We start from the raw sequence: 19918 nt of genomic DNA on the forward strand, positions 1-19918 counted from the left end.
CCGGGCGGGGCCGGGGTCATGCCCCGGCCCCCACCGGCCGGAAGGCCGCACGCGCCGTCGCCGCGATGACCGCGGCGGCGGCGAGCAGGGCCAGCGCGAGCCACGGCAGCGCTTCGACGCCCATCGTGTCGAGGGCGATGCCGCCGAGGAACGCGCCGGCTGCGATCGCGCCGTTCCAGGTCGCGACGACCATGGACTGCGCGACATCCGCGGCATCGCCCGCGATGCGCGCCGGCGCCGCCTGCAACAGGGTCGGCGCGCTGCCGTAGGCGATGCCCCAGGCCGCGAGCGCGACGTAGACCACGACGGGCTGGGCGGCGAAGAGGCCGATCGCGATCATCGCGAGGCCGAGCAGGGCCGTCGCGACGAGCACCATCGACCGCATCCGCCGATCGACGAGGGCGCCAGCGACGATCACGCCGATCACGGCGGGCACGCCGAAGACGAGCAGCGCCAGGTCGAGGTGACGGTCGATGCCCGAGGCGACGGTGATGGGCGCGATGTAGGTGTACGCGAGGTTGTGGGCGAGCACGAACAGCCCGGTCGTGGCGAGCACGGCGACGAGTCCCGGCATCCGCAGCACCGACGACAGACTGGGCCGCTGCCCCGAGCGCTCGCCGGGGAACGAGGGGAGTGCTGCTGCTGCCCAGACCGCGAGCCCGATCCCGACGACGGCGATGACGCCGAACGCCGCGCGCCACCCGATGGCGGCGCCGAGCGTGGTCGCGATCGGCAGGCCGAACGCGAAGGCGAGCGGGGTGCCCACCATCGCGACCGAGAGGGCGCGGCCCGAGTGCTCGGGCGCCACCGTGCGCATGGCGTAGCCCGCGGCCATCGCCCAGAGGAGTCCGGCGAGCATGCCGCCGAACATGCGGGCGATGAGGATCACCGTGTAGGAGTCGGCGATCGCCGTGACGCCGTTGACGAGGGCGAAGCCGATCACGAGCCCGACGAGCAGGGGCTTCCGCGGCAGGCTGCGGGTGACGGCGGTGAGCGGGATCGCGGTGATCGCGGTGGTGACCGCGTAGATCGCCACGAGCTGGCCGATCTGGGATTCGGACACCCCGAGGTCGGCGCTCATCTGCGGCAGGAGCCCGGCCGGGAGGATCTCGGTGACGACCCCGGTGAAGACGACGGCGGCGAGGGCGAGGAGTCCGTTGAGGGGCAGACGCGCACGCGATCGGCGGGTGGCGGTTGCGGGCAGCGGTGGAGCGGAACGGTCGGTGATCGGTGAAGCCATGTCGACAGTCTCAAACCTTGACACTAGTGTGAAGGTCAAGTCGCGAGCCACGCGACGACACAGGGAGGCGGCATGCGCATCGGCGAACTCTCGACGCGGACGGGCGTGGCCACGCGTCTGCTGCGGTACTACGAGGAGCAGGGCCTCGTGAGCTCGACGCGCGAGCACAACGGGTACCGCGACTACGACGACACGGCGATCGAACGGGTGACCCAGGTGCGCGGCCTCATCGAAGCCGGCATCCCGACCGCGGTGATCCACGACATGCTGCCGTGCCTCGCGAGCACGTCGAACGCCTCGGCGCCCGTCATTCAGCGCGACCTCGCCGAGACGCTCGCCGAACGACGTGCCCAACTCGATCAGCGCATCGGATGCCTCGCGAAGAACCGCGACGCCATCACGAGCTACCTGGAACGGGCCACCGTCACGGGGTGACGCCGGCGTCGCCGTCGGCCGGTGGTGCCTCGCCGACCTGTCGGAGCAGTCGCTTGAACGCGTCGTAGGCCGCTTCGCCCGCCGCCGCCGCGTGGCGGGCTTCGATCTCGCCCACGATCGCGTCGGATCGCTGCATCTGGTCGAGTCCGCGCTCGGTCGGCACGACGAGCTTGGCGCGACGGTCGTCGGGGTCGGGCTCGCGCCGCACGTAGCCGAGCGCGGCCAGCTCGTCGACGAGCGTGCCGATGACCTGCTTGTGCTGACCCGACTGCTGGGCGAGATCGGTGGCCCGGCTGCCCTCTTCGTCGATGAACGCCATGACCGCGCCGTGGCGCGGGCGCAGATCGGGGTGGCCCTGCTCGGCGAGGGTGCGGAACAGTTCACGCTGCACCGCGTGCAGCGCGCGATTCGCCAGGATCCCGAGGTCGGGCGAGGCGGCCTTGCGTTCGCTGCGTCTCATCATCATTCCTCGAATTTAGTCACTGATCTTGACGATCATGAACTCTTACTATACGTTCACCAGTGTAGCGAAGGAGAGCACACATGATCATCGAACTCACCAGGTTCCGGGCGGGCAGTCGCGCGGCGCTGTTGGCTGCACGGCCCGCCATGCTGGCCGACTTCAGCACCGACCGCTCGGGCTTCATCGGCGCCCGGCTCGTCGAGCTCACGGGCGGCGAATGGCTCGACATCGTCGAGTGGCGAAGCGCCGCCGACCTCACGGCCTCTCGTGAGAAGGGCGCGAACCTGCCCGGTATCGGTGCCTTCTTCTCCGCCATCGACGAGCTCGTCGTCTCCGAAGCGGGGGTGGCAGCATGACCGTGCTCATCACCGGCGCCAACGGCAACATCTCCAGCGCCCTCCTCGAACGACTCGCGGGCTCCGGCCTCGAGGTGCGGGCCATGGTGCGCGACGCCGCGAAGGCACCCGCGATCCCCGGCGTCGAGATCGTCGTCGGCGACCTCGACGACCCGGCCTCGCTCGACGTCGCCTTCGACGGCGTCGACACCCTCTGGCTGCTCACTGCCATGGGCCCGCAGGCGCCGCACGCGAGCATGAACGCGATCTGGGCGGCCCGCGCGGCCGGCGTGCGCCACATCGTGCGCCTCTCGGCGATCGGCGCGGCGCACGATGCCCCGACCAGGAACGGCAGGCTGCATGCCCTCTCCGACGCCGAGCTGCGTGCCTCGGGCATCGACTGGACGATCATCAGGCCCGCATTCTTCATGCAGAACCTGCTCGGCGGCGTGAACGGCGACGCCCTCTACGGAGCGCTCGGTGATGGCCGCGTCGGACTCATCGACGTGCGCGACATCGCCGATTTCGCGGCAGTGGTGCTCGCCGATCCGCGCGCCCACGCCGGTGCCACCTACACGATCACGGGGCCAGAGAGCATCTCGCTGCACGAGGCGGCCGATGCCGCGGCATCCGTGCTCGAGATGCCGATCTCGTACCGCAAGCTGAGTGATGACCAGGCCTACGCCGCGATGCTCGGCTTCGGGCTTCCCGAGTGGGTCGCAGCGGTCAGCGTCGAGTACGGGCGGGCGTACGCGTCGAACTGGGGTGATCTCACCACGCCCGACTTCGAGCGGGTGGTCGGCCGCCAGGCGCGGGACTTCGCGACCTTCGCGCGCGATCACGCGTCGATGCTGCGTGCGGCGGCCTGATCGCCGCAGCGATCGTGACCGCCGTTGTCAGGCCACCGTCTGCGCGAGCACGGCGTGGGCGCGGCCGACGCGCTCGAACCACCACTCGGTGCGCTCGGGTGACGCGGCGTACCGCTCGAGCAGGTCGAGGTGGGGCAGTACTCGCCGAACGGGGATCGAACCGTCTTGGGGCAGCAACGGCGACCGCGTGACATCCGCCGCCAGGAGCGATGCGGTGCCGAGGCCGCAGTCGAATTCGAGCGAGGGCACGGATGCCGCGAGGTGCGCGCCCATCGAGAGGCCGATGCTCGTGTCGAGGGCACTCGACACGACGACGGGCAGGCCAGTGCGGCCGATGAGCTCGAGTGCGCGGTGGATGCCGCCGAGCGGCTGCGCCTTGATCACGAGCAGGTCGGCGGCGCCGGCTTCGGCCACGGCGAGCGGGTCGTCGGCGCGGCGCACGCTCTCGTCGGCCGCGATCGGCAGGCCCATGTACTTCGTGCGGCGGCGGATCTCGGCGAGCTCCTCGACGCTCGCGCACGGCTGCTCGACGTACTCGAGGTCGAAGGGGGCGAGCGCGTGGATCGCGTGCTCGGCCTCGTCGACGTTCCAGCCGCCGTTGGCGTCGACGCGGATGCGCCCTTCGGGACCGAGCGCCTCACGCACGGCGCGCACGCGGGCGACATCCTGTGCCAGCGTCTGGTCGGAGCCCGCGACCTTGACCTTCGCCGTACGGCATCCGGGGAATCGCGCGAGCACGGCGGCCACGCTGTCGGGGTCGACGGCGGGCACGGTCGCGTTCACCGGAATGCGGTCGCGGAGGGCGGGCGGCGGGGCTGTCCAGCCGAAGTCGATCGCCGCGGCCAGCCAAGCGGATGCCTCGTCGTCGTCGTACTCCACGAAGGGCGAGAACTCGGTCCAACCCTCGGGCCCCTCGAAGAGCATGGCCTCGCGCACGTCGATGCCGCGGAACCGCGTCACGAGGGGGAGGGCCACGACTCTGGCGGTGGCGAGCAGTTCGTTCGGCTCGGGCAGCATGTGCCCAGTCTCGCACCCCTGCCGGCGGACGGGGCGGACTGTTAGGGTGAACGCCCACAAGGGGGTGCGTGATGGACGGATTGCAACAGCTCGGCATCGAGGGCACCGACATGCCCGAGGAGCCGGTCTCGAAGAACGTGCTCATCGGCGTCGGGGGAGTGCTGCTCGTGATCGCCGCGCTGATCCCGATCACCGCGGTGGTCATCGCGGTCGTGGTCGTCGTCACGAGCTACGGCGGCGCGATGCTCGGCCTGTGACGGGCGTCGGCCGCTCGGGCTCGGCACCGGCGGAATAGGCTGGATGCCATGAGCGCCGAGGTGTCTGAACTGTTCGATGCGAGCGAGTGGACCGAGGCGGCATCCGCGGTCGGATTCACCGACATCACGTACCACCACTCGAACGACGGACGCATCGCGCGCATCGCGTTCGATCGGCCCGAGGTGCGCAATGCGTTCCGCCCGCACACGGTCGATGAGCTCTACCGCGCCCTCGAAGACGCGCGTACGAACCCGCGCATCGGCGTGGTGCTGTTGACCGGCAACGGACCGAGCGCGAAGGACGGCGGGTGGGCGTTCTGCTCGGGCGGCGACCAGCGCATCCGCGGGCGCGACGGCTACCAGTACTCGGCCGACGAGGCCGAGGTCGTCCGCGACCCTGCGGCTGCGGCGAGCACGGGTCGCCTGCACATCCTCGAGGTGCAGCGACTCATCCGCTTCATGCCGAAGGTCGTCATCGCGGTGGTGCCCGGCTGGGCCGCCGGCGGCGGTCACTCGCTGCACGTCGTCTGCGACCTGACGATCGCGAGCCGCGAGCACGGCCGGTTCAAGCAGACCGACGCCGACGTCGGCAGCTTCGACGCCGGGTACGGCTCCGCCTACTTCGCCCGCCAGATCGGGCAGAAGTTCGCCCGCGAGGTCTTCTTCCTCGCCGAGGAGTACTCGGCCGAGCGCGCCTACGAGATGGGTGCCGTGAACCGGGTCGTGCCGCACGCCGAGCTCGAGCGCGAGGCGATCGCGATGGCCCGCACGATCCTCACGAAGTCGCCGACCGCGGTGCGCATGCTGAAGTTCGCCTTCAACGCGGTCGACGACGGCATGGTCGGCCAGCAGGTCTTCGCGGGCGAGGCCACGCGCCTCGCCTACGGGACCGATGAGGCGGTCGAGGGCCGCGACGCCTTCCTCGAGAAGCGCGACCCCGACTGGGGCCCCTACCCGTGGCACTACTGATGCCGGTTACGGGTCACCGGCTGGGCGGGGTTACGTGAGCGACGTGAAACCCCTCATCAGGGTCGCGGCCGGTGACACCCGCGTGATGCTCGCGCAGCTGCGGCAGGCGGTGCTCTTCGACGGAGCGGCGCTCGCGGTGCTGCCGGTGCCCGGCGACACCGAGCCTGCTCGGGACGACCTCATGGCCGGCCTCGTGCCGCACGACGTCGCGCTCGTCGTCGAGACGAGCGGGTCGACGGATGCCCCGAAGCGGGTGATGCTCTCGGCCGCGGCGCTGCGCGCGAGCGCGGGCGCCACCGAGCAGTTCTTCGGCGATCAGCACGGCCAGTGGCTGCTCGCCCTGCCCGCGACCTACATCGCCGGGGCGCAGGTGCTCGTGCGGTCGATCCTCGCGGGCACCGAACCCGTCGTGCTGCCGCAGGGGCATTTCGATCCGCGGGCGTTCGCCGCGGCATCCGCGCGGCTCGACCGGGGCGGCGCGCGGTTCACCTCGCTCGTGCCCGTGCAGCTCGCCCGACTCGTCGATGCCGCCGCCGACGATGCCGCCGTGGCCGAGGCGCTTCGCTCGTTCGATCGGATCCTGCTCGGCGGGCAGGCGGCGCCGACCGGGCTCGTCGAACGTGCCGCCGAACTCGGCGCCGTCGTGCACCGCACCTACGGGTCGAGCGAGACCGCGGGCGGCTGCGTCTACGACGGCATTCCGCTCCCGAGCGTCGGCGTGCGCATCGTCGACGGACTCGTCGAGCTCTCGGGCCCGATGCTCGCGAGCGGATACCTCGACGACCCCGAGCGCACAGCCGCGGCGTTCACGACCGACGCCGACGGCACCCGCTGGTACCGCACGGGCGACCTCGGCGGCCTCGGCCCCGACCGCCGCCTGCGCATCTCGGGGAGGGCCGATGACGTCATCATCTCGGGCGGCGTCAAGGTCGCGCTCGGCGAGGTCGAGCGCGCGATCCGCGGTGTTCCCGGGTTCGCCGAGGCCGTGGTCGTCGCGGTCGACGACCACGAGTGGGGGCAGCGGCCGGCGGTCGCGGTGGCGGGAGCCGCGGCATCCGCGACCCTCGCAGAGCTCGCGGCGGCGACGGATGCCTCCGGGCTCTCGCCCGCCGCACGGCCCGTGCGACTGCTGCGCCTCGACGCGATGCCGCAGCTGGCCTCGGGCAAGCCCGACCGGCGACGAATCGCGGGGCTGCTCGCCGAATCGCGGGCGTAGCGGTCGAACTCGGCGAGGCCGTCGCCGAGCCTGCTCCGAGGTGCGCGAACTAGCATGTTCGTGTGGCCCGCCCGAAACCCCAACGTCTGAATCCCGCCTCCGACCTCGCGGCGAAGTCGCGCGCGCCGGGGCGCAGCGGCAACCCCTCCAAGGCCGCCGGCGGCCCGGCGTCGCCGAAGGCGGCATCGCGTGATCGTGCCACCGCCGCCGACTGGGTGTCGGGTGCACGTCTGCGCACGCTGCCGCTCGCCATCGCACCGGTCGCCCTCGGCACGGGCGCGGGCGTCGTGGCGATCGACGGCCCGTGGCACCCGGCGCGCGCCCTGCTCGCCCTCGTCGTCGCGCTCGCGCTGCAGATCGGCGTCAACTACGCCAACGACTACTCCGACGGGGTGCGCGGCACCGACGAGCACCGGGTCGGGCCGGCCCGTCTCACCGGATCGGGCGTCGCGAAGCCCAAGCAGGTGCTCGCCGTCGCGCTGAGCTTCTTCGCCCTCGCCGCGATCGCGGGTCTCGTGCTCACGATCGTGACGGCGCAGTGGTGGCTGCTCGCCGTCGGTGCGGTCGCGATCGTCGCCGCCTGGTTCTACACCGGGGGCAAGCGCCCCTACGGCTACTACGGTCTCGGCGAGCTCTTCGTCTTCGTCTTCTTCGGTCTCGTGGCGACCGCGGGTTCCGCGTTCGTGCAGGCGCTGACCGTCAACATGGAGGCCTGGCTCGGCGGCGTCGGCGTGGGTCTCATCGCCTGCGCCGTGCTCATGGCCAACAACCTCCGCGACGTGGCGCAAGACAAGGTCGCGGGCAAGCGCACCCTCGCCGTGCTCGTCGGCCCGCTCGCGGGACGCATCCTGTTCGCGGTCTTCATGCTCGTGCCGTTCGCGATCGCCGCCTTCTTCGCGCTGTTCTACCCGACTGCGTGGCTCGTCATGTTCGCGTTGCTCGCGGCGCTGCCGGCGTGCCTCATCGTGCTCACGGCGAAGACTCCGCGGGAGCTGATCATCGCCCTGCAGCTCGCGAGCCTCACGGCGCTCGCCTACGGCATCGGACTCGGGCTGGCGTTCGCGCTCTGATCAGCGCGGCAGGAGCTCAGCGCTCGTCGGCGCCGCGTTCGATCGCGGCGTCTTCGGCCTCGTCGTCCTCGTTCACGAGCGGCTTCTCCCGGTGCCGGGCGGCGTAGAGGTCGCTCGACATCGCGTTGCGTGCGCGGCGGAGGAAGATGAGCGACGCGCTCAGCCCGAACAGTGCCGCGAGCGCAGCCGAGACCCAGACGTCGACACCGGCGATGAGGAGCACCGCGAGGGGAACGGCGAACAGCAGCACCCGCAGCGCGGTGTACCAGATCCAGACGGGCACGGATTTCACCCGATCAGTCTAGGTCGGCGCGGCTGAACGCACTCACAGCCGGGGAGGCCCCGAGCGCGCCTAGACTGGGGCCATGGTGCGGTTGTACGTGGTACTCATCGTGGCCGCGGTGGTCTTCTCGATCTACGCCGTCGCCGACTGCGCCTTCTTCGACCGTTCACGTGTCCGCGGGCTGAGCCGGGGCTGGTGGATCGTCGTCATCCTGTTCGTGCCGATCATCGGCGGGCTGCTCTGGTTCATCATCGGGCGGGGCAGGGCCGGGCGCTCGTCGGGCGGCGGGCGAACCCGCACGATCGCTCCCGACGACGACGCCGACTTCCTGCGGCGACTCGGCACCGAGGCCGAGCAGGCCGAGCGCATCCGCCGCATGGAGCAGGAGCTCGCCGACCTCGACGGCGACGGCGCGTCCGGCGACGGCGGGCAGGCCGACGGCACCGCCGGCACCGAGCGCAACCACCCCGACACCCCCGAGACGCCGGGTGAGTCCGGTCCGTCCGGCCGCCCGAATGGCTGAGCCCGACCGGCGAATCCCAGCGAGCCCCGCGAGCGACACCGCGCTGGCGCTGCTCGCGGCGTTCGTGCGCGAGGGCGTCGTCGACCTCGTCGTGGCGCCGGGCTCGCGTTCGCAGGCGCTCGCGCTCGCTGCTGCCGAGCTCGAGCGAGCCGGCGCCGTGCGCCTGCACGTGCGCATCGACGAGCGCGGCGCCGCGTTCCTCGCCCTCGGTCTCGCCGTCGAGTCGGGTCGGCCGGTGCCGATCATCACGACCTCGGGCACGGCGGTCGCGAACCTGCATCCCGCGGTGCTCGAGGCACACCATTCGGGCGTGCCGTTGATCGTGCTCTCGGCCGATCGGCCGGCGGAGCTCCGCGGCATCCGCTCGAACCAGACGACCATGCAGCCGGGCATCTTCGCCGGAGCGGTGCGGCTCGAGCGCGACGTCGCCGCTCCAGAGGGCGCGGCCGGTGAAGCGGATGCCGCAACCCGCCTCGCCCGGGAGGCCATCGCCGCAGCTCTCGGCCGCGATGCCGACGGGCGGCCGGTGCCGCACCCCGGCCCTGGTCCGGTGCATCTCAACCTGCAGCTGCGGGAGCCGCTGTCCTCGGCGACCCCGGCCGATTCGCCGGTGGTGGCGTCGGCCGCTGCCGCTGCCGCTGCTTCTGCCGCTGCCGAGGCCCGGCCCGACGAGCCGTCGCCGGCGGTCGCCGACGGGGGAGCGGCGCCCGCGCACATCGAACCGGGCCCGCGCACGATCGTGGTGGCGGGTGCCGGCGCGGGTGCCGGCGCCGAGGAGTTCGCCCGCGACGGCGGCTGGCCGCTCATCGCCGAGGTCTCGAGCGGCGCCCACTTCGGGCCGAACCTCGTCGTCGCCTACCGCGAGCTGCTGCGCGAGCCGGGCTTCGGCGACGAGATCGAGCGGGTCGTGGTCTTCGGCCACCCGACCCTCTCGCGCGAGGTGCCCGCCCTCGTGCAGCGCGACGACGTCGAGACGATCGTCGTGGCCCCGTGGGGCATCGAGTGGTTCAACCCCGGGCGCCGGGCCGCCCGGTTCGAGCGCGCCGTGCGCACCGAACCGCGCCCCCAGAGCAGCGAGGAACGCGCGTGGGTCGGCCGCTGGGTGCGCGCGAGCCGCATGCTGGTGGAGGCCGGGCTGCCGACGCCGCCGCCGCCCATGCGCGACGGCGTCGACGAGACCGGCCACGCCTCCGACTTCGAGGCGCAGCGCGAGTACATGAAGGCCCAGCTCGCCGCGATGCGGGCGCCCGTCACCCGGCGCATGCTCGTCGATGCGGTGTGGTCGGCGACCTGGCCGCACGACCGGCTCCTCTTCGGCGCCTCGCGCCTCATCCGGGATGCCGATCGGGCGGTTCCCGGTCGCCGCATCCCCGTGCACGCCAACCGCGGGCTCGCGGGCATCGACGGCACCGTCGCGACCGCGGTCGGCGTCGCGATCGCGAGCCAGGGCGCGCTTCCGGGGGAGGCATCGGCGGCGACGTCGGGCGAACCCTCCGGCGCAGCGGATGCCGCGGCCGTCGCAGCGTCGACGGCGAACACGTCACGGGGCGGCGTGACCCGCGCCATCATCGGCGACCTCACCCTGCTGCACGACGCTGGATCGATGCTGCTCGGCGCGGGCGAACAGCGCCCGCGGGTGCAGCTCATCGTCGGCAACGACGGCGGCGGCACGATCTTCGATTCGCTCGAGGTCGCGGCCTCCGCTCCGGCCGACGCCTTCGACCGCGTGCAGTTCACGCCGCAGCACGTCGACCTCGCGGCGCTCGCCGCCGCCTACGGCTGGTCGTACACGCGGGCCACGACCCGCGCCGAGCTCCACGACGCGCTCGGCACGCGGGTCGACGGGCCGTCGATCCTCGAGGTCCCGCTTCCGCGCTGACCCTTGCCGCGGCATCCGCTCGCTCGGCAGGATGGACGCATGAGCCGCGAGACGTACTGGACCGCCGACCCCGCCGACCTGCTGCGCGTCGGCGACGGCTTCGAGCTGTCGAAGACCGGCACTCGCGAGAACCCCGGCTTCGACGGCGACAAGGCCGCCGGGCAGGAGGCGCTCCTCGAGGGTTCGGAGATCCTCGCCGAGCTGCAGGAGCAGCTCTTCGCGATGAGCCGCATGGGCGGCGACGAACGGCGCATCCTGCTCGTGCTGCAGGCCATGGACACCGCGGGCAAGGGCGGCATCGTCAAGCACGTCATGGGCGCCGTCGACCCGCAGGGCGTGCAGCTCGCCGCGTTCAAGAAGCCGACGGCCGACGAGCTCGAGCACGACTTCCTCTGGCGCATCCACAAGCAGGTGCCGGGCGCCGGCATGATCGGGGTCTTCGACCGATCGCACTACGAAGACGTGCTCATCGGCCGGGTGCGCTCGCTCGCCTCGCCTGAAGAGATCGAGCGGCGCTACGAGGCCATCAACGAGTTCGAGGCCGAACTCGCCGCCACCGGCACGACGATCATCAAGGTCATGCTGCACATCTCGCGCGACGAGCAGAAGGCGCGGCTCACCGAGCGCCTCGCCCGTGCCGACAAGCACTGGAAGTTCAACCCGGGCGACGTCGACGAGCGACTGCGGTGGGACGACTACGCGGCGGCCTACCAGCTCGTCTTCGAGCGCACGGCGACACCGGATGCCCCGTGGTTCGTCGTGCCCGCCGACCGCAAGTGGTACGCGCGGCTGGCCGTGCAGCACCTGCTGATCGACGCGCTCGAAGACATGCAGCTCGAGTGGCCGAAGGCCGACTACGACGTCGCCGAGCAGCAGGCGCGGCTCGCCGCGAGCTGACCCTGCGGGTTGAGCCTGTCGAAACCTGCCTGTGCGGGTTGAGCGTGTCGAAACCTGCCTGTGGGGGTTGAGCGTGTCGAAACCTGCCTGTGGGGGTTGAGCGTGTCGAAACCTGCCTGTGGGGGTTGAGCGTGTCGAAACCTGCCTGTGGGGGTTGAGCCTGTCGAAACCTGCCTCTGTGGGTTGAGCCTGTCGAAACCCTGCCTCTGTGGGTTGAGCCTGTCGAAACCCCCACCCGACGACATCACCCCTCCGCCGAACGGCTCAACCAGGGGAGATCGCCGTAGCGCCCCTCGATGAGCGCCCGCCGCTTCGCCCGGCTCCACCCCTGCACCTGCTTCTCGCGCGCATACGCTTCGTGCATGTGCTTCCACTCCTCGACGTACACGAGCCTGATGGGAAGACGCGTGCTCGTATACGAGGGAACCGCGCCCAGTTCGTGCTGTGCGAGTCGGTGGTCGAGGTTGCGCGTACTTCCGACGTAGTAGCTTCCGTCGGCGCACTCGAGGATGTACACGTGCGGCATGCGCCGATGCTGGCAGGAGCGGGCTGCGCGGGTTCGATGGCCGTCGTCTTCGGGGGCGCTGATGGGCGCCCGGCGGCTGTCGAGGCCGAGTGGATGTTCGGGGGGAGGGGGTTCGGCAGGCTCAACCCGCGGATGCCCGTGTGCGGGTTGAGCTTGTCGAAACCGAGTTTGCGGGGGTGGGGTTTCGGCAGGCTCAACCCGCAGTGGTTTCGGCAGGCTCAACCCGCAGGGGGTTTCGGCAGGCTCAACCTGCAGGGGTTTCGGCAGGCTCAACCCGCAGTGGTTTCGACGGGCTCAACCCGCAGAAGGGGCTCGACCCGCACCGGCTCAGCCGCCGAAGGCCTCGACGATCGGGCGGAACTTCATGACGGTCTCGGCGAGCTCGTCGGCGGGCACCGAGTCGTGCACGATGCCGCAACCGGCATATGCCGTGACGGTGCCGTCGGCGTCGACCTGCGCGCAGCGCAGCGCGATGGCCCACTCGCCGTCGCCGTCGCCGTCGATCCAGCCCACCGGGCCGGCGTAGCGCCCGCGGTCGAAGCCCTCGAGCTCGGCGATCGCGGGCAGTGCGATGCGGCGCGGGGTGCCGGCGACGGCGGCCGTCGGGTGCACGGCGCGCACGAGGTCGAGCGAACTCGAACCGTCGCCGAGGGTGCCCTTGAGATCGGTTGCGAGGTGCCAGAGGTTCGGCAGCTGCAGGGTGAACGGCTCGGGGCTCGTGTCGAGACGGGCGGTGTGCGGGGCGAGCCGCTTCACCGCGCTCTCCACGGCGAGGGCGTGCTCGGCGAGGTCCTTCTCCGAAGCAGCGAGCGCGAGCGCCCGTTCGCGGTCGGAGGCCTCGCCGGCGCCACGCGAGGCGGTGCCGGCGAGCACGCGCGCCGAGACGGTGCCGTGGTCGACCCGCACGAGCGTCTCGGGGCTCGCCCCGATGAGCCCGTCGACGGCGAACACCCAGGTGTCGGGGTAGTCCTCGGCGAGCCGGTTGATCGTGGCCCGCAACCCCGCGTCCTCGTGCAGTTCGCCGACGAGCTGGCGGGCGAGCACGACCTTCTCGAGCTCGCCGGCGTCGATGCGGCGCACGGCTTCGGCGACGGCCGTCTCGTATGCCTCGGGCGGCACGGATCCGGGCGTGAACGCCACGCGCGGCACCCGGCGCTTCGGCGCCGGCTCGGGGAGCAGCACGTCGGCGTCGTCGGCATCGGCGGGCCCGGAGGCATCCGTCTCCTCGACCGGGTCGAGCGAGATCCGCGTGACCCAGGCGCGGCCGTCGCGACGGCCCATGACGAGCTCGGGCACGATGAGCACGCTCGTCGCCTCGGACTCGTCGGCGAACGCGAACGCGCCGAACGCCACGAGCCCGGTGCCGGGCAGCCCGACTCGGTCGTCGATCTCGGCGAGGGCGGCGAGCGAGGTCCACGCGGCTGCGGCGTCTTCGACCCGGGTCGCGCCGGTCGTCTCGATGCGAACGACCTCGCCGAGCCCCACGATGCCCTCGCCGCGGCGCATCCACACGAGCGGATGCCGCGGATCGGCGCGCGGGATCAGCGGCTCCGTCTCATCGACGGCCACGGTGCGAACGACGAGCCGAGCACTCGCGGCCTGCGCCGCGTCATCCGTCTGACTCACCGCCCCAGCCTACGCCCGGCTGCGCGCCGTAGGATCGAGGGATGACCCGCGCAGATCTCGGCAAGCAGCCCGACCAGGTGTCGGCGATGTTCGATCGCGTCGCCGCGAGCTACGACCGCACCAACACGGTGCTCTCGGTGGGCAACGCGCCGCTGTGGCGCGTCGCGACGACCCGTGCCGTCGACCCGAAGCCGGGTCAGCGAATCCTCGACGTCGCCGCAGGCACCGGCACTTCGAGTGCGAGCCTGGCCAAGTCCGGGGCATCCGTCGTCGCCGCCGACTTCTCGCCCGGCATGATCGAGGTCGGCCGCAGGCGCCAGGCCGGCGTGCAGAACCTCGTGTTCGTCGAGGCCGACGCCACGAAGCTGCCCTTCGGCGATGCCGAGTTCGACGCCGTCACGATCTCGTTCGGCCTGCGCAACGTCAACGAGCCCAAGCAGGCGCTCGCGGAGTTCTTCCGCGTGACCAAGCCGGGCGGCCGCCTCGTCATCTGCGAGTTCTCGACCCCGCCGGCGCCGCTCGTGCGCACCGGGTACGGCATCTACCAGCGCTACGTGATGCCGCCGCTCGTGAAGCTCTCGAGCTCGAACGACACGGCCTACGACTACCTCAACGAGTCGATCAACGCGTGGCCCGACCAGCGCACCCTCGCCGCGTGGATCCGCGAAGCGGGCTACACGGATGTCGCATGGCGCAACCTCACGCTCGGCGTCGTCGCCCTGCACCGCGCGACCAAGCCGCTCGCCTGACCCTGCCCCGCTGCTGGTTGAGCCCGTCGAAACCTGAGCCGCCGAAACCTCGCGCGCGCGGTTTCGGCAAGCTCAACCCGCAGACAAAGCTCCCATTCGCACCCCGATAGGCTAGTGAGCGTGAAACCGAGTCACCCGGTCGCCCGTCGAGGCTCATCGCTCGCCGCCAATCTCGGCCTCAGCGAGCGCGTCTTCGCGACCTCGGCCGACAAGGCCATGGTGAAGGCCATCGACGCAGGGCTCGATCGCGTCGAAGCAGGCCTCCTCGAAGAGGTGCGGTTCGCCGACACCATCGCGGATGTCTCGACGCGCTACCTGCTCCAGGCGGGCGGCAAGCGCGTGCGCCCCATGCTGACGCTGCTCACCGCGCAGCTCGGCGCCGGCGTGACCGACGACGTGGTCACCGCGGCTGAGGCCATCGAGATCACGCACCTCGCGAGCCTGTACCACGACGACGTCATGGACGACGCCGACCGTCGCCGCGGCGTGCCGAGCGCACAGGCGGTGTGGGGCAACTCCGTCGCCATCCTCACCGGCGACCTGCTCTTCGCCCGCGCGAGCCAGCTCATGGCCGGCCTCGGCGAGGGCGCGATCCGCATGCAGGCGCGCACCTTCGAGCGGCTCGTGCTCGGCCAGCTGCACGAGACCGTCGGCCCGCAGCCGGGCGACGACCCCATCGCGCATTACATCCAGGTGCTCGCCGACAAGACCGGTTCGCTCATCGCGGCGGCCGCGCAGTCGGGCATCATCTTCTCGGGCGCCGACCCCGGCCTCGAAGCCCCCATCATCGAGTTCGGCGAGAAGATCGGCGTGGCCTTCCAGCTCGTCGACGACGTCATCGACCTCTCGCCGCAGCCCGCAGAGACCGGCAAGGTGCCCGGCACCGACCTGCGTGCGGGCGTCGTGACCCTGCCGATGCTCCGGCTCGCCGAGCACGCCGCCACCGACGCGGCATCCGCTGCCCTGCTCGAGCGCATCGAACGCGACGTCGTCATCGCCACCGGCCCGGCCGCTGCCGCCGACCCGATCGACACGAACACCATGGCCTCGCGCATCGTGCCCTCGAAGGAGACGATCGACGCGATCGTCGCCGAACTTCGGGAACACGAAGCTACGCGCGCTACGCTCGCTGAGGCCCACCGTTGGGCGCGCGAGGCGGTCGCCGCCCTCGCGCCGCTGCCCGAGGGCAGTGTGAAGAAGGCGCTCACACGATTCGCAGAGACGGTCGTCGAGCGCGAGAGCTGATGGAGAGACCACGCACGTGACGAGGAACAAGCTGAGACTGGCGATCGTCGGGGCAGGCCCCGCCGGCATCTACGCCGCAGACATCCTGCTGAAGGCCGAACGCAACTTCGACGTCTCGATCGACCTCTTCGATCACCTGCCGGCGCCCTACGGGCTCGTGCGCTACGGCGTCGCGCCCGACCACCCGCGCATCAAGGGCATCATCACGGCCCTTCGGGAGGTGCTCGACCGCGGCGACATCCGCATCTTCGGCAACGTGAAGTTCGGCGAGGACATCACGCTCGAAGACCTGAAGAAGCACTACAACGCCGTGATCTTCGCGACCGGTGCCGTGAAGGACGCGTCGCTGAACATCCCGGGCGCCGAGCTCGAGGGCTCGTACGGCGCGGCCGAGTTCGTCAGCTGGTTCGACGGGCACCCCGACTTCCCGCGCACGTGGCCGCTCGACGCCGAGTCCGTGGCCGTCATCGGCAACGGCAACGTCGCGCTCGACGTGGCGCGAATCCTCGCCAAGCATGTCGAAGACCTCATGTCGACCGAGATCCCCGCGAATGTCGCGGCCGGCCTCGCGGCATCGCCCGTCACCGACGTGCACGTGTTCGGCCGCCGCGGCCCGACCTCGGTGAAGTTCACGCCGCTCGAGCTGCGCGAACTCGGCGAACTCCGCGACGTCGACATGATCCTGTACGACGAGGACTTCGACTACGACGACGCGGCCCGCGCGGCCGTCGCCGGCAACAAGCAGGTCTTCGTTATCGACAAGGTGCTGAACCAGTGGCGCCAGCGCGAGGTCGGCGAGGCATCGCGCCGCCTGCACCTGCACTTCTTCGCGAAGCCGCTCGAGCTCGTCGACGACGGCGAGGGCCACGTCGGCGCCATCCGCTGGGAGCGCACCGCGCCCGACGGCGAGGGCGGCGTGGTCGGCACCGGCGAGATCCGCGAGCTGCCCGTGCAGGCCGTCTACCGTGCCGTCGGCTACTTCGGTTCGCAGCTGCCCGGCATCCCGTTCGACAAGAAGTTCGGCGTGATCCCGAACCACGAGGGTCAGGTGCTCACGCGCGACAAGGGGACCGGCGAGGCGCGCCAGATGTACGGCGTCTACGCGACCGGCTGGATCAAGCGAGGGCCCGTCGGCCTCATCGGGCACACCAAGTCCGACGCCATGGAGACCATCAAGCACCTCATCAACGACCTCGGCAACTGGTGGGACCCCGAGTCCCCGTCGGAGGAATCGGTCATCGAGCTGCTCGAGTCCCGCGGCATCCGCTGGACCGACCTCGACGGCTGGCACCGACTCGACGAGCACGAGCAGGCGCTCGGTTCGGCCGAGGGCCGCGTGCGCGTGAAGGTCGTGCCCCGCGACGAGATGGTCGACATCTCGCGCGCCGAGGTGTAGCCGCCGCTCTGCCGGTCGAGCTTGTCGAAACCCTTCTGCCGGTTGAGCTTGTCCGTCTGCGGGTTGAGCTTGTCGAAACTCTTCTGTGGGTTGAGCTTGTCGAAACTCTTCTGTGGGTTGAGCTTGTCGAAACTCTTCTGTGGGTTGAGCTTGTCGAAACGCTTCCGCGGGTTGAGCTTGTCGAAACCCTTCCGCGGATCGAGCCACTACGCTGCTCACCATGCCCTTCGCCTGGTCGAGCCTCGTCGTGACGGTCGCCGCGGTGCTGCTCGGCTTCGGCCTCGGCTGGTGGCCGCTCGCCGCCTGGACCGATCGGTCGATGAAGAGCGAGCGGATGCCGCGGCGCACGTTGCGCCTCGCCGCTGCGATCACCACTGCCGTCGCCTTCGGCGTGCTCGCCCTGCGGTTCGGCCTCTCGTGGACGCTGCCGGCGCTGCTCGCGTTCGCCGCGTGCGCGACCGTGCTGTCGATCGTCGACCTCGCTGAGAAGCGCCTGCCGAATGCGGTGGTCTTCCCGGCGCTCGGCGCGGTTGCGGTGCTGCTCGTGCCGGCGACCTGGGCGACCGGGCTGTGGATGGCCCTCGTGTGGGCGGTGGCGGGCTCTGCGGCGATGTTCGCCGTGTACTTCGTGCTGGCCCTCATCTCGCCTGCCTCGATGGGCATGGGCGACGTCAAGCTCGCGCTCGTGATCGGGTTGCTGCTCGGCTGGTTCGGGCTGTCGGCGTGGCTCGTGGGGCTGCTCGCGGCGTTCGTCGTCGGGGGAGTGATCGCTGTGGTGGCCTTGGCGCTGAAGCGGGTGACGTTGCGCGGATCGATCCCGTTCGGGCCCTCGATGCTCGCGGGCGCGCTGGTTTCGGTGGTGTTGACGGGGCCGGTGGGCTGAGTTCGACCGAAGCTGAGAGCGCTCTCCGTATCGGAAATCGGGGTACAAGGTGTACCCCGGTGACGGGGTACACGTACCCCATCGCGGGGTACACGAGGTACCCCCAGAGTGGGGTACGTGCGACGGCATATTGCGCGGATTCTGGCCGATCTGGGCCGATCGTTGCGCCTTCGGGTCCTCTTGCCCCCGAAGGGGGGCGTTTGATGCAAACGTACGCACAGCTACCTTCAACTGACCGACCCCACCCAGGTCGGTCACAGCAACCCCCGAACTCGAAGGAAACCCGAAATGCTCAAGGCATACTCGCGCATTCAGGCGCGCATCAACTCGCTCCGTTCCGAAGAAGAGGGCGCGACCGCGGTCGAGTACGGCCTCATCGTGGCTGGGATCGCGGCGGTCATCGTCGTCGTCGTGTTCACGCTCGGTGGCCAGATCCAGGAAGCGTTCCAGACCGTTTCGGACGAGATCGGCGGCACAACGACGACCTGATCCCGCTTCAACGCGCCCGATTCACGTGACCAGAGATCGTGAACGAGGAGCGGCGGCAGTCGAGTTCGCACTCGTGCTGCTGCCGCTCTGCTTCCTGCTCCTCGGAATCATCGACTTCGGCTGGGTCTTCAACCAGCAGGTATCGCTCTCGAATGCCGCGCGCGAGTCGGCGAGGCACTACGTCGTGCACCAGGCGGACACGCCCCCGGGATCGGTCTCGGCGGCCATCGCCATCGGCGAGTCGGCTGCGCCGACCGTCGATTGGACCGTCGCGGGCGCCGGCATCACCCTCCAGCAGGGCTGTGACAGTTCGAAGGCCAATTACAGTGCAGCCCTCTCAGCGTCGAAGAGCGTGTCCACGACAGCGAGCATCCCGATGCCGTCGCTGACGGGATTCTTCACCTCGATGCTCGGCCCCACCCTCTCTGCGAACGGACAGATGGCATGCATCGAATGATGGATCGCCTGCGAGGAGACGAGCATGGAGCGAGCGCCGTGCTCGTGGGCCTCATGCTCGTCGTGCTCGTCGGCTTCGGCGCGGTCGCGGTCGACGTCGGTGCGATGTATTCCGAACGCGCGCAGCTGCAGAACTCCGCAGACGCCGGCGCACTCGCCGCCGCACAGTACTGCGCGAAGCACTCGAACTGCGCATCTGCGACCGACCAGGCCGGCGCGCGGGCCGCGGCGCTCTCGGTCACCGGCGGAAACCTCATCGGGTCGGCACCGACGATCGGCGCGCTGAGCTACACCTCGAACACCGTCACGGTGCCTGCTGCGACGCTTGCGATGAAGCATCCGCTCGCCGCGGCGATCGGTATGGCGCAAAGCGATGTCGGCGCCGGCGCGACCGCCAAGTGGGTTCCCGGAACGAAGGGCCCGGTCGTTCCCTGGGCGATCGGCCACTGCAGCATCCCGGCGAGCGGCAGCGGCACGAACGCGTGGATTCCGATCGACAACGTCACCTGCCCCGGATTCGCAACGGGCGGGTTCGGATGGCTCGATGACGGCACCACGTCGTGCTCGAAGGATGTCGCGCTCTACGAATTCGTCACCATCACGACGGGAAACACAGGCAAGTGCGACGTCTCCAATCAGGAACTCGCCGAGGCGGTCGCCCAGCTCGGCTGCAACCTGGGGTCGCTGCCGAGTTCATTGAAGTCGAATGCCGAGAAGCTGTTCGCATGCCTCGTCGGCAAGACCATCTATGTTCCCGTGTACAACTCGGCGAGCGCCTGCGCCCCGCTGACGCCCCCAGCCGGCAAGGCGTACTGCATCGACAAGTTCGCAGTCTTCGAGGTCAGCGGCATCCACGTCAAGGACAACGGCTCGGATCAGGTCGACTACTGCGCACCGAAGAGCACCCCGTTCTACGACGTCAAGTGTGAAGACAAGAAGGATCCGACCAAGCCCAAGGACTGGGGCTCGCTCGCCTTCTTCGGAAGGTTCATCGAGTACACGACGGTGAACCCGAACTGGTTCATCGGACCGACCGTGCCAAAGACGACCCTCGTCAACTGATCCCCTCTCGATCACCGAATCCCTAGGACCCGA

The 19918-nt window shown here is 70.6% G+C and carries 23 protein-coding genes; 17 read left to right on the top strand and 6 right to left on the bottom strand.

Annotated elements, in window-relative coordinates; genetic code table 11:
• Nucleotides 1-16: 16 nt before the first annotated feature.
• Complete coding sequence (locus tag BUR99_RS13300) at nucleotides 17-1240, bottom strand: MFS transporter (protein WP_084183984.1); 1224 nt, start codon at nucleotides 1238-1240, stop codon at nucleotides 17-19.
• Nucleotides 1241-1312: 72 nt separating this feature from the next.
• Here BUR99_RS13300 and BUR99_RS13305 point away from each other — a divergent pair, with 72 nt between their 5' ends.
• Nucleotides 1313-1675, top strand: a complete 363-nt coding sequence (locus tag BUR99_RS13305) for a MerR family transcriptional regulator (RefSeq protein WP_074260816.1) — start codon at nucleotides 1313-1315, stop codon at nucleotides 1673-1675.
• Here BUR99_RS13305 and BUR99_RS13310 read toward each other — a convergent pair.
• Entirely contained in the window at nucleotides 1665-2135 is a 471-nt protein-coding gene (locus BUR99_RS13310) for a MarR family winged helix-turn-helix transcriptional regulator (protein WP_074261045.1), read from the bottom strand. The two genes, BUR99_RS13305 and BUR99_RS13310, sit on opposite strands and share 11 nt — an antisense overlap.
• Before the next feature lie 83 nt (nucleotides 2136-2218).
• Between BUR99_RS13310 and BUR99_RS13315 the strand changes: the two genes are divergently transcribed.
• Nucleotides 2219-2494, top strand: coding sequence for a hypothetical protein (locus BUR99_RS13315; RefSeq protein WP_074260817.1), 276 nt, complete (start codon nucleotides 2219-2221; stop codon nucleotides 2492-2494).
• Entirely contained in the window at nucleotides 2491-3342 is an 852-nt protein-coding gene (locus BUR99_RS13320; RefSeq protein WP_074260818.1) for an SDR family oxidoreductase, read from the top strand. The genes BUR99_RS13315 and BUR99_RS13320 overlap by 4 nt, the downstream gene beginning before the upstream one ends.
• A 27-nt stretch (nucleotides 3343-3369) precedes the next feature.
• Here BUR99_RS13320 and BUR99_RS13325 read toward each other — a convergent pair whose 3' ends face one another.
• A complete protein-coding gene (locus BUR99_RS13325) occupies nucleotides 3370-4359 on the bottom strand; it encodes an o-succinylbenzoate synthase (protein WP_074260819.1) in 990 nt (329 codons plus the stop codon).
• Between the two features lie 71 nt (nucleotides 4360-4430).
• Between BUR99_RS13325 and BUR99_RS13330 the strand changes: the two genes are divergently transcribed.
• From BUR99_RS13330 to BUR99_RS13345, 4 genes are all read left to right on the top strand, one after another.
• Complete coding sequence (locus BUR99_RS13330; RefSeq protein WP_074260820.1) at nucleotides 4431-4616, top strand: hypothetical protein; 186 nt, start codon at nucleotides 4431-4433, stop codon at nucleotides 4614-4616.
• Between the two features lie 48 nt (nucleotides 4617-4664).
• Entirely contained in the window at nucleotides 4665-5585 is a 921-nt protein-coding gene (locus BUR99_RS13335) for a 1,4-dihydroxy-2-naphthoyl-CoA synthase (protein ID WP_074260821.1), read from the top strand.
• Nucleotides 5586-5628: 43 nt separating this feature from the next.
• Nucleotides 5629-6801, top strand: a complete 1173-nt coding sequence (locus BUR99_RS13340) for an AMP-binding protein (protein ID WP_394327843.1) — start codon at nucleotides 5629-5631, stop codon at nucleotides 6799-6801.
• A gap of 62 nt (nucleotides 6802-6863) precedes the next feature.
• Nucleotides 6864-7871 (top strand): 1,4-dihydroxy-2-naphthoate polyprenyltransferase, encoded by a 1008-nt coding sequence (locus tag BUR99_RS13345; RefSeq protein ID WP_074260822.1) that lies wholly within the window; start codon nucleotides 6864-6866, stop codon nucleotides 7869-7871.
• Between the two features lie 16 nt (nucleotides 7872-7887).
• Here BUR99_RS13345 and BUR99_RS13350 read toward each other — a convergent pair whose 3' ends face one another.
• A complete protein-coding gene (locus BUR99_RS13350; RefSeq protein WP_074260823.1) occupies nucleotides 7888-8163 on the bottom strand; it encodes a DUF4229 domain-containing protein in 276 nt (91 codons plus the stop codon).
• A 73-nt stretch (nucleotides 8164-8236) separates the two neighbouring features.
• Here BUR99_RS13350 and BUR99_RS13355 point away from each other — a divergent pair, with 73 nt between their 5' ends.
• From BUR99_RS13355 to BUR99_RS13365, 3 genes are read left to right on the top strand one after another with little or no spacing between them, the layout of a single operon-like run.
• A complete protein-coding gene (locus tag BUR99_RS13355) occupies nucleotides 8237-8677 on the top strand; it encodes a PLD nuclease N-terminal domain-containing protein (RefSeq protein WP_074260824.1) in 441 nt (146 codons plus the stop codon).
• A complete protein-coding gene (menD, locus tag BUR99_RS13360) occupies nucleotides 8670-10556 on the top strand; it encodes a 2-succinyl-5-enolpyruvyl-6-hydroxy-3-cyclohexene-1-carboxylic-acid synthase (protein WP_074260825.1) in 1887 nt (628 codons plus the stop codon). Before BUR99_RS13355 ends, menD begins: the two co-directional genes overlap by 8 nt.
• Nucleotides 10557-10595: 39 nt before the next feature.
• Nucleotides 10596-11453, top strand: a complete 858-nt coding sequence (locus BUR99_RS13365; RefSeq protein ID WP_074260826.1) for a PPK2 family polyphosphate kinase — start codon at nucleotides 10596-10598, stop codon at nucleotides 11451-11453.
• A 244-nt stretch (nucleotides 11454-11697) separates the two neighbouring features.
• Here the strand turns inward: BUR99_RS13365 and BUR99_RS13370 are convergent, their stop codons facing one another.
• Entirely contained in the window at nucleotides 11698-11979 is a 282-nt protein-coding gene (locus BUR99_RS13370; RefSeq protein ID WP_074260827.1) for a GIY-YIG nuclease family protein, read from the bottom strand.
• Nucleotides 11980-12306: 327 nt separating this feature from the next.
• Nucleotides 12307-13605 (bottom strand): isochorismate synthase, encoded by a 1299-nt coding sequence (locus BUR99_RS13375; RefSeq protein ID WP_074260828.1) that lies wholly within the window; start codon nucleotides 13603-13605, stop codon nucleotides 12307-12309.
• Between the two features lie 41 nt (nucleotides 13606-13646).
• Between BUR99_RS13375 and BUR99_RS13380 the strand changes: the two genes are divergently transcribed.
• The 7 genes from BUR99_RS13380 to BUR99_RS13410 all read left to right on the top strand — a co-directional run bounded on the left by BUR99_RS13380 (nucleotide 13647) and on the right by BUR99_RS13410 (nucleotide 19885).
• Complete coding sequence (locus BUR99_RS13380) at nucleotides 13647-14354, top strand: class I SAM-dependent methyltransferase (RefSeq protein WP_074260829.1); 708 nt, start codon at nucleotides 13647-13649, stop codon at nucleotides 14352-14354.
• Between the two features lie 120 nt (nucleotides 14355-14474).
• Entirely contained in the window at nucleotides 14475-15599 is a 1125-nt protein-coding gene (locus tag BUR99_RS13385) for a polyprenyl synthetase family protein (protein WP_074261047.1), read from the top strand.
• Between the two features lie 16 nt (nucleotides 15600-15615).
• Nucleotides 15616-16995 carry an FAD-dependent oxidoreductase gene (locus BUR99_RS13390; protein WP_074260830.1) on the top strand — a complete coding sequence of 460 codons (1380 nt, stop codon included), beginning with the start codon at nucleotides 15616-15618 and terminating at the stop codon, nucleotides 16993-16995.
• Nucleotides 16996-17215: 220 nt separating this feature from the next.
• A complete protein-coding gene (locus BUR99_RS13395; RefSeq protein WP_074260831.1) occupies nucleotides 17216-17878 on the top strand; it encodes a prepilin peptidase in 663 nt (220 codons plus the stop codon).
• A gap of 288 nt (nucleotides 17879-18166) precedes the next feature.
• Nucleotides 18167-18367: a Flp family type IVb pilin gene (locus BUR99_RS13400; RefSeq protein WP_074260832.1), complete on the top strand. Its 201-nt coding sequence runs from the start codon at nucleotides 18167-18169 to the stop codon at nucleotides 18365-18367.
• 25 nt (nucleotides 18368-18392) lie between these two features.
• Nucleotides 18393-18824 carry a TadE/TadG family type IV pilus assembly protein gene (locus BUR99_RS13405; protein WP_074260833.1) on the top strand — a complete coding sequence of 144 codons (432 nt, stop codon included), beginning with the start codon at nucleotides 18393-18395 and terminating at the stop codon, nucleotides 18822-18824.
• Complete coding sequence (locus tag BUR99_RS13410) at nucleotides 18824-19885, top strand: pilus assembly protein TadG-related protein (RefSeq protein WP_074260834.1); 1062 nt, start codon at nucleotides 18824-18826, stop codon at nucleotides 19883-19885. Before BUR99_RS13405 ends, BUR99_RS13410 begins: the two co-directional genes overlap by 1 nt.
• The last annotated feature ends 33 nt before the right edge of the window (nucleotides 19886-19918 follow it).

Origin of the sequence: Agromyces cerinus subsp. cerinus (assembly GCF_900142065.1) — a bacterium.
Classification (GTDB): Bacteria; Actinomycetota; Actinomycetes; order Actinomycetales; family Microbacteriaceae; genus Agromyces; species Agromyces cerinus.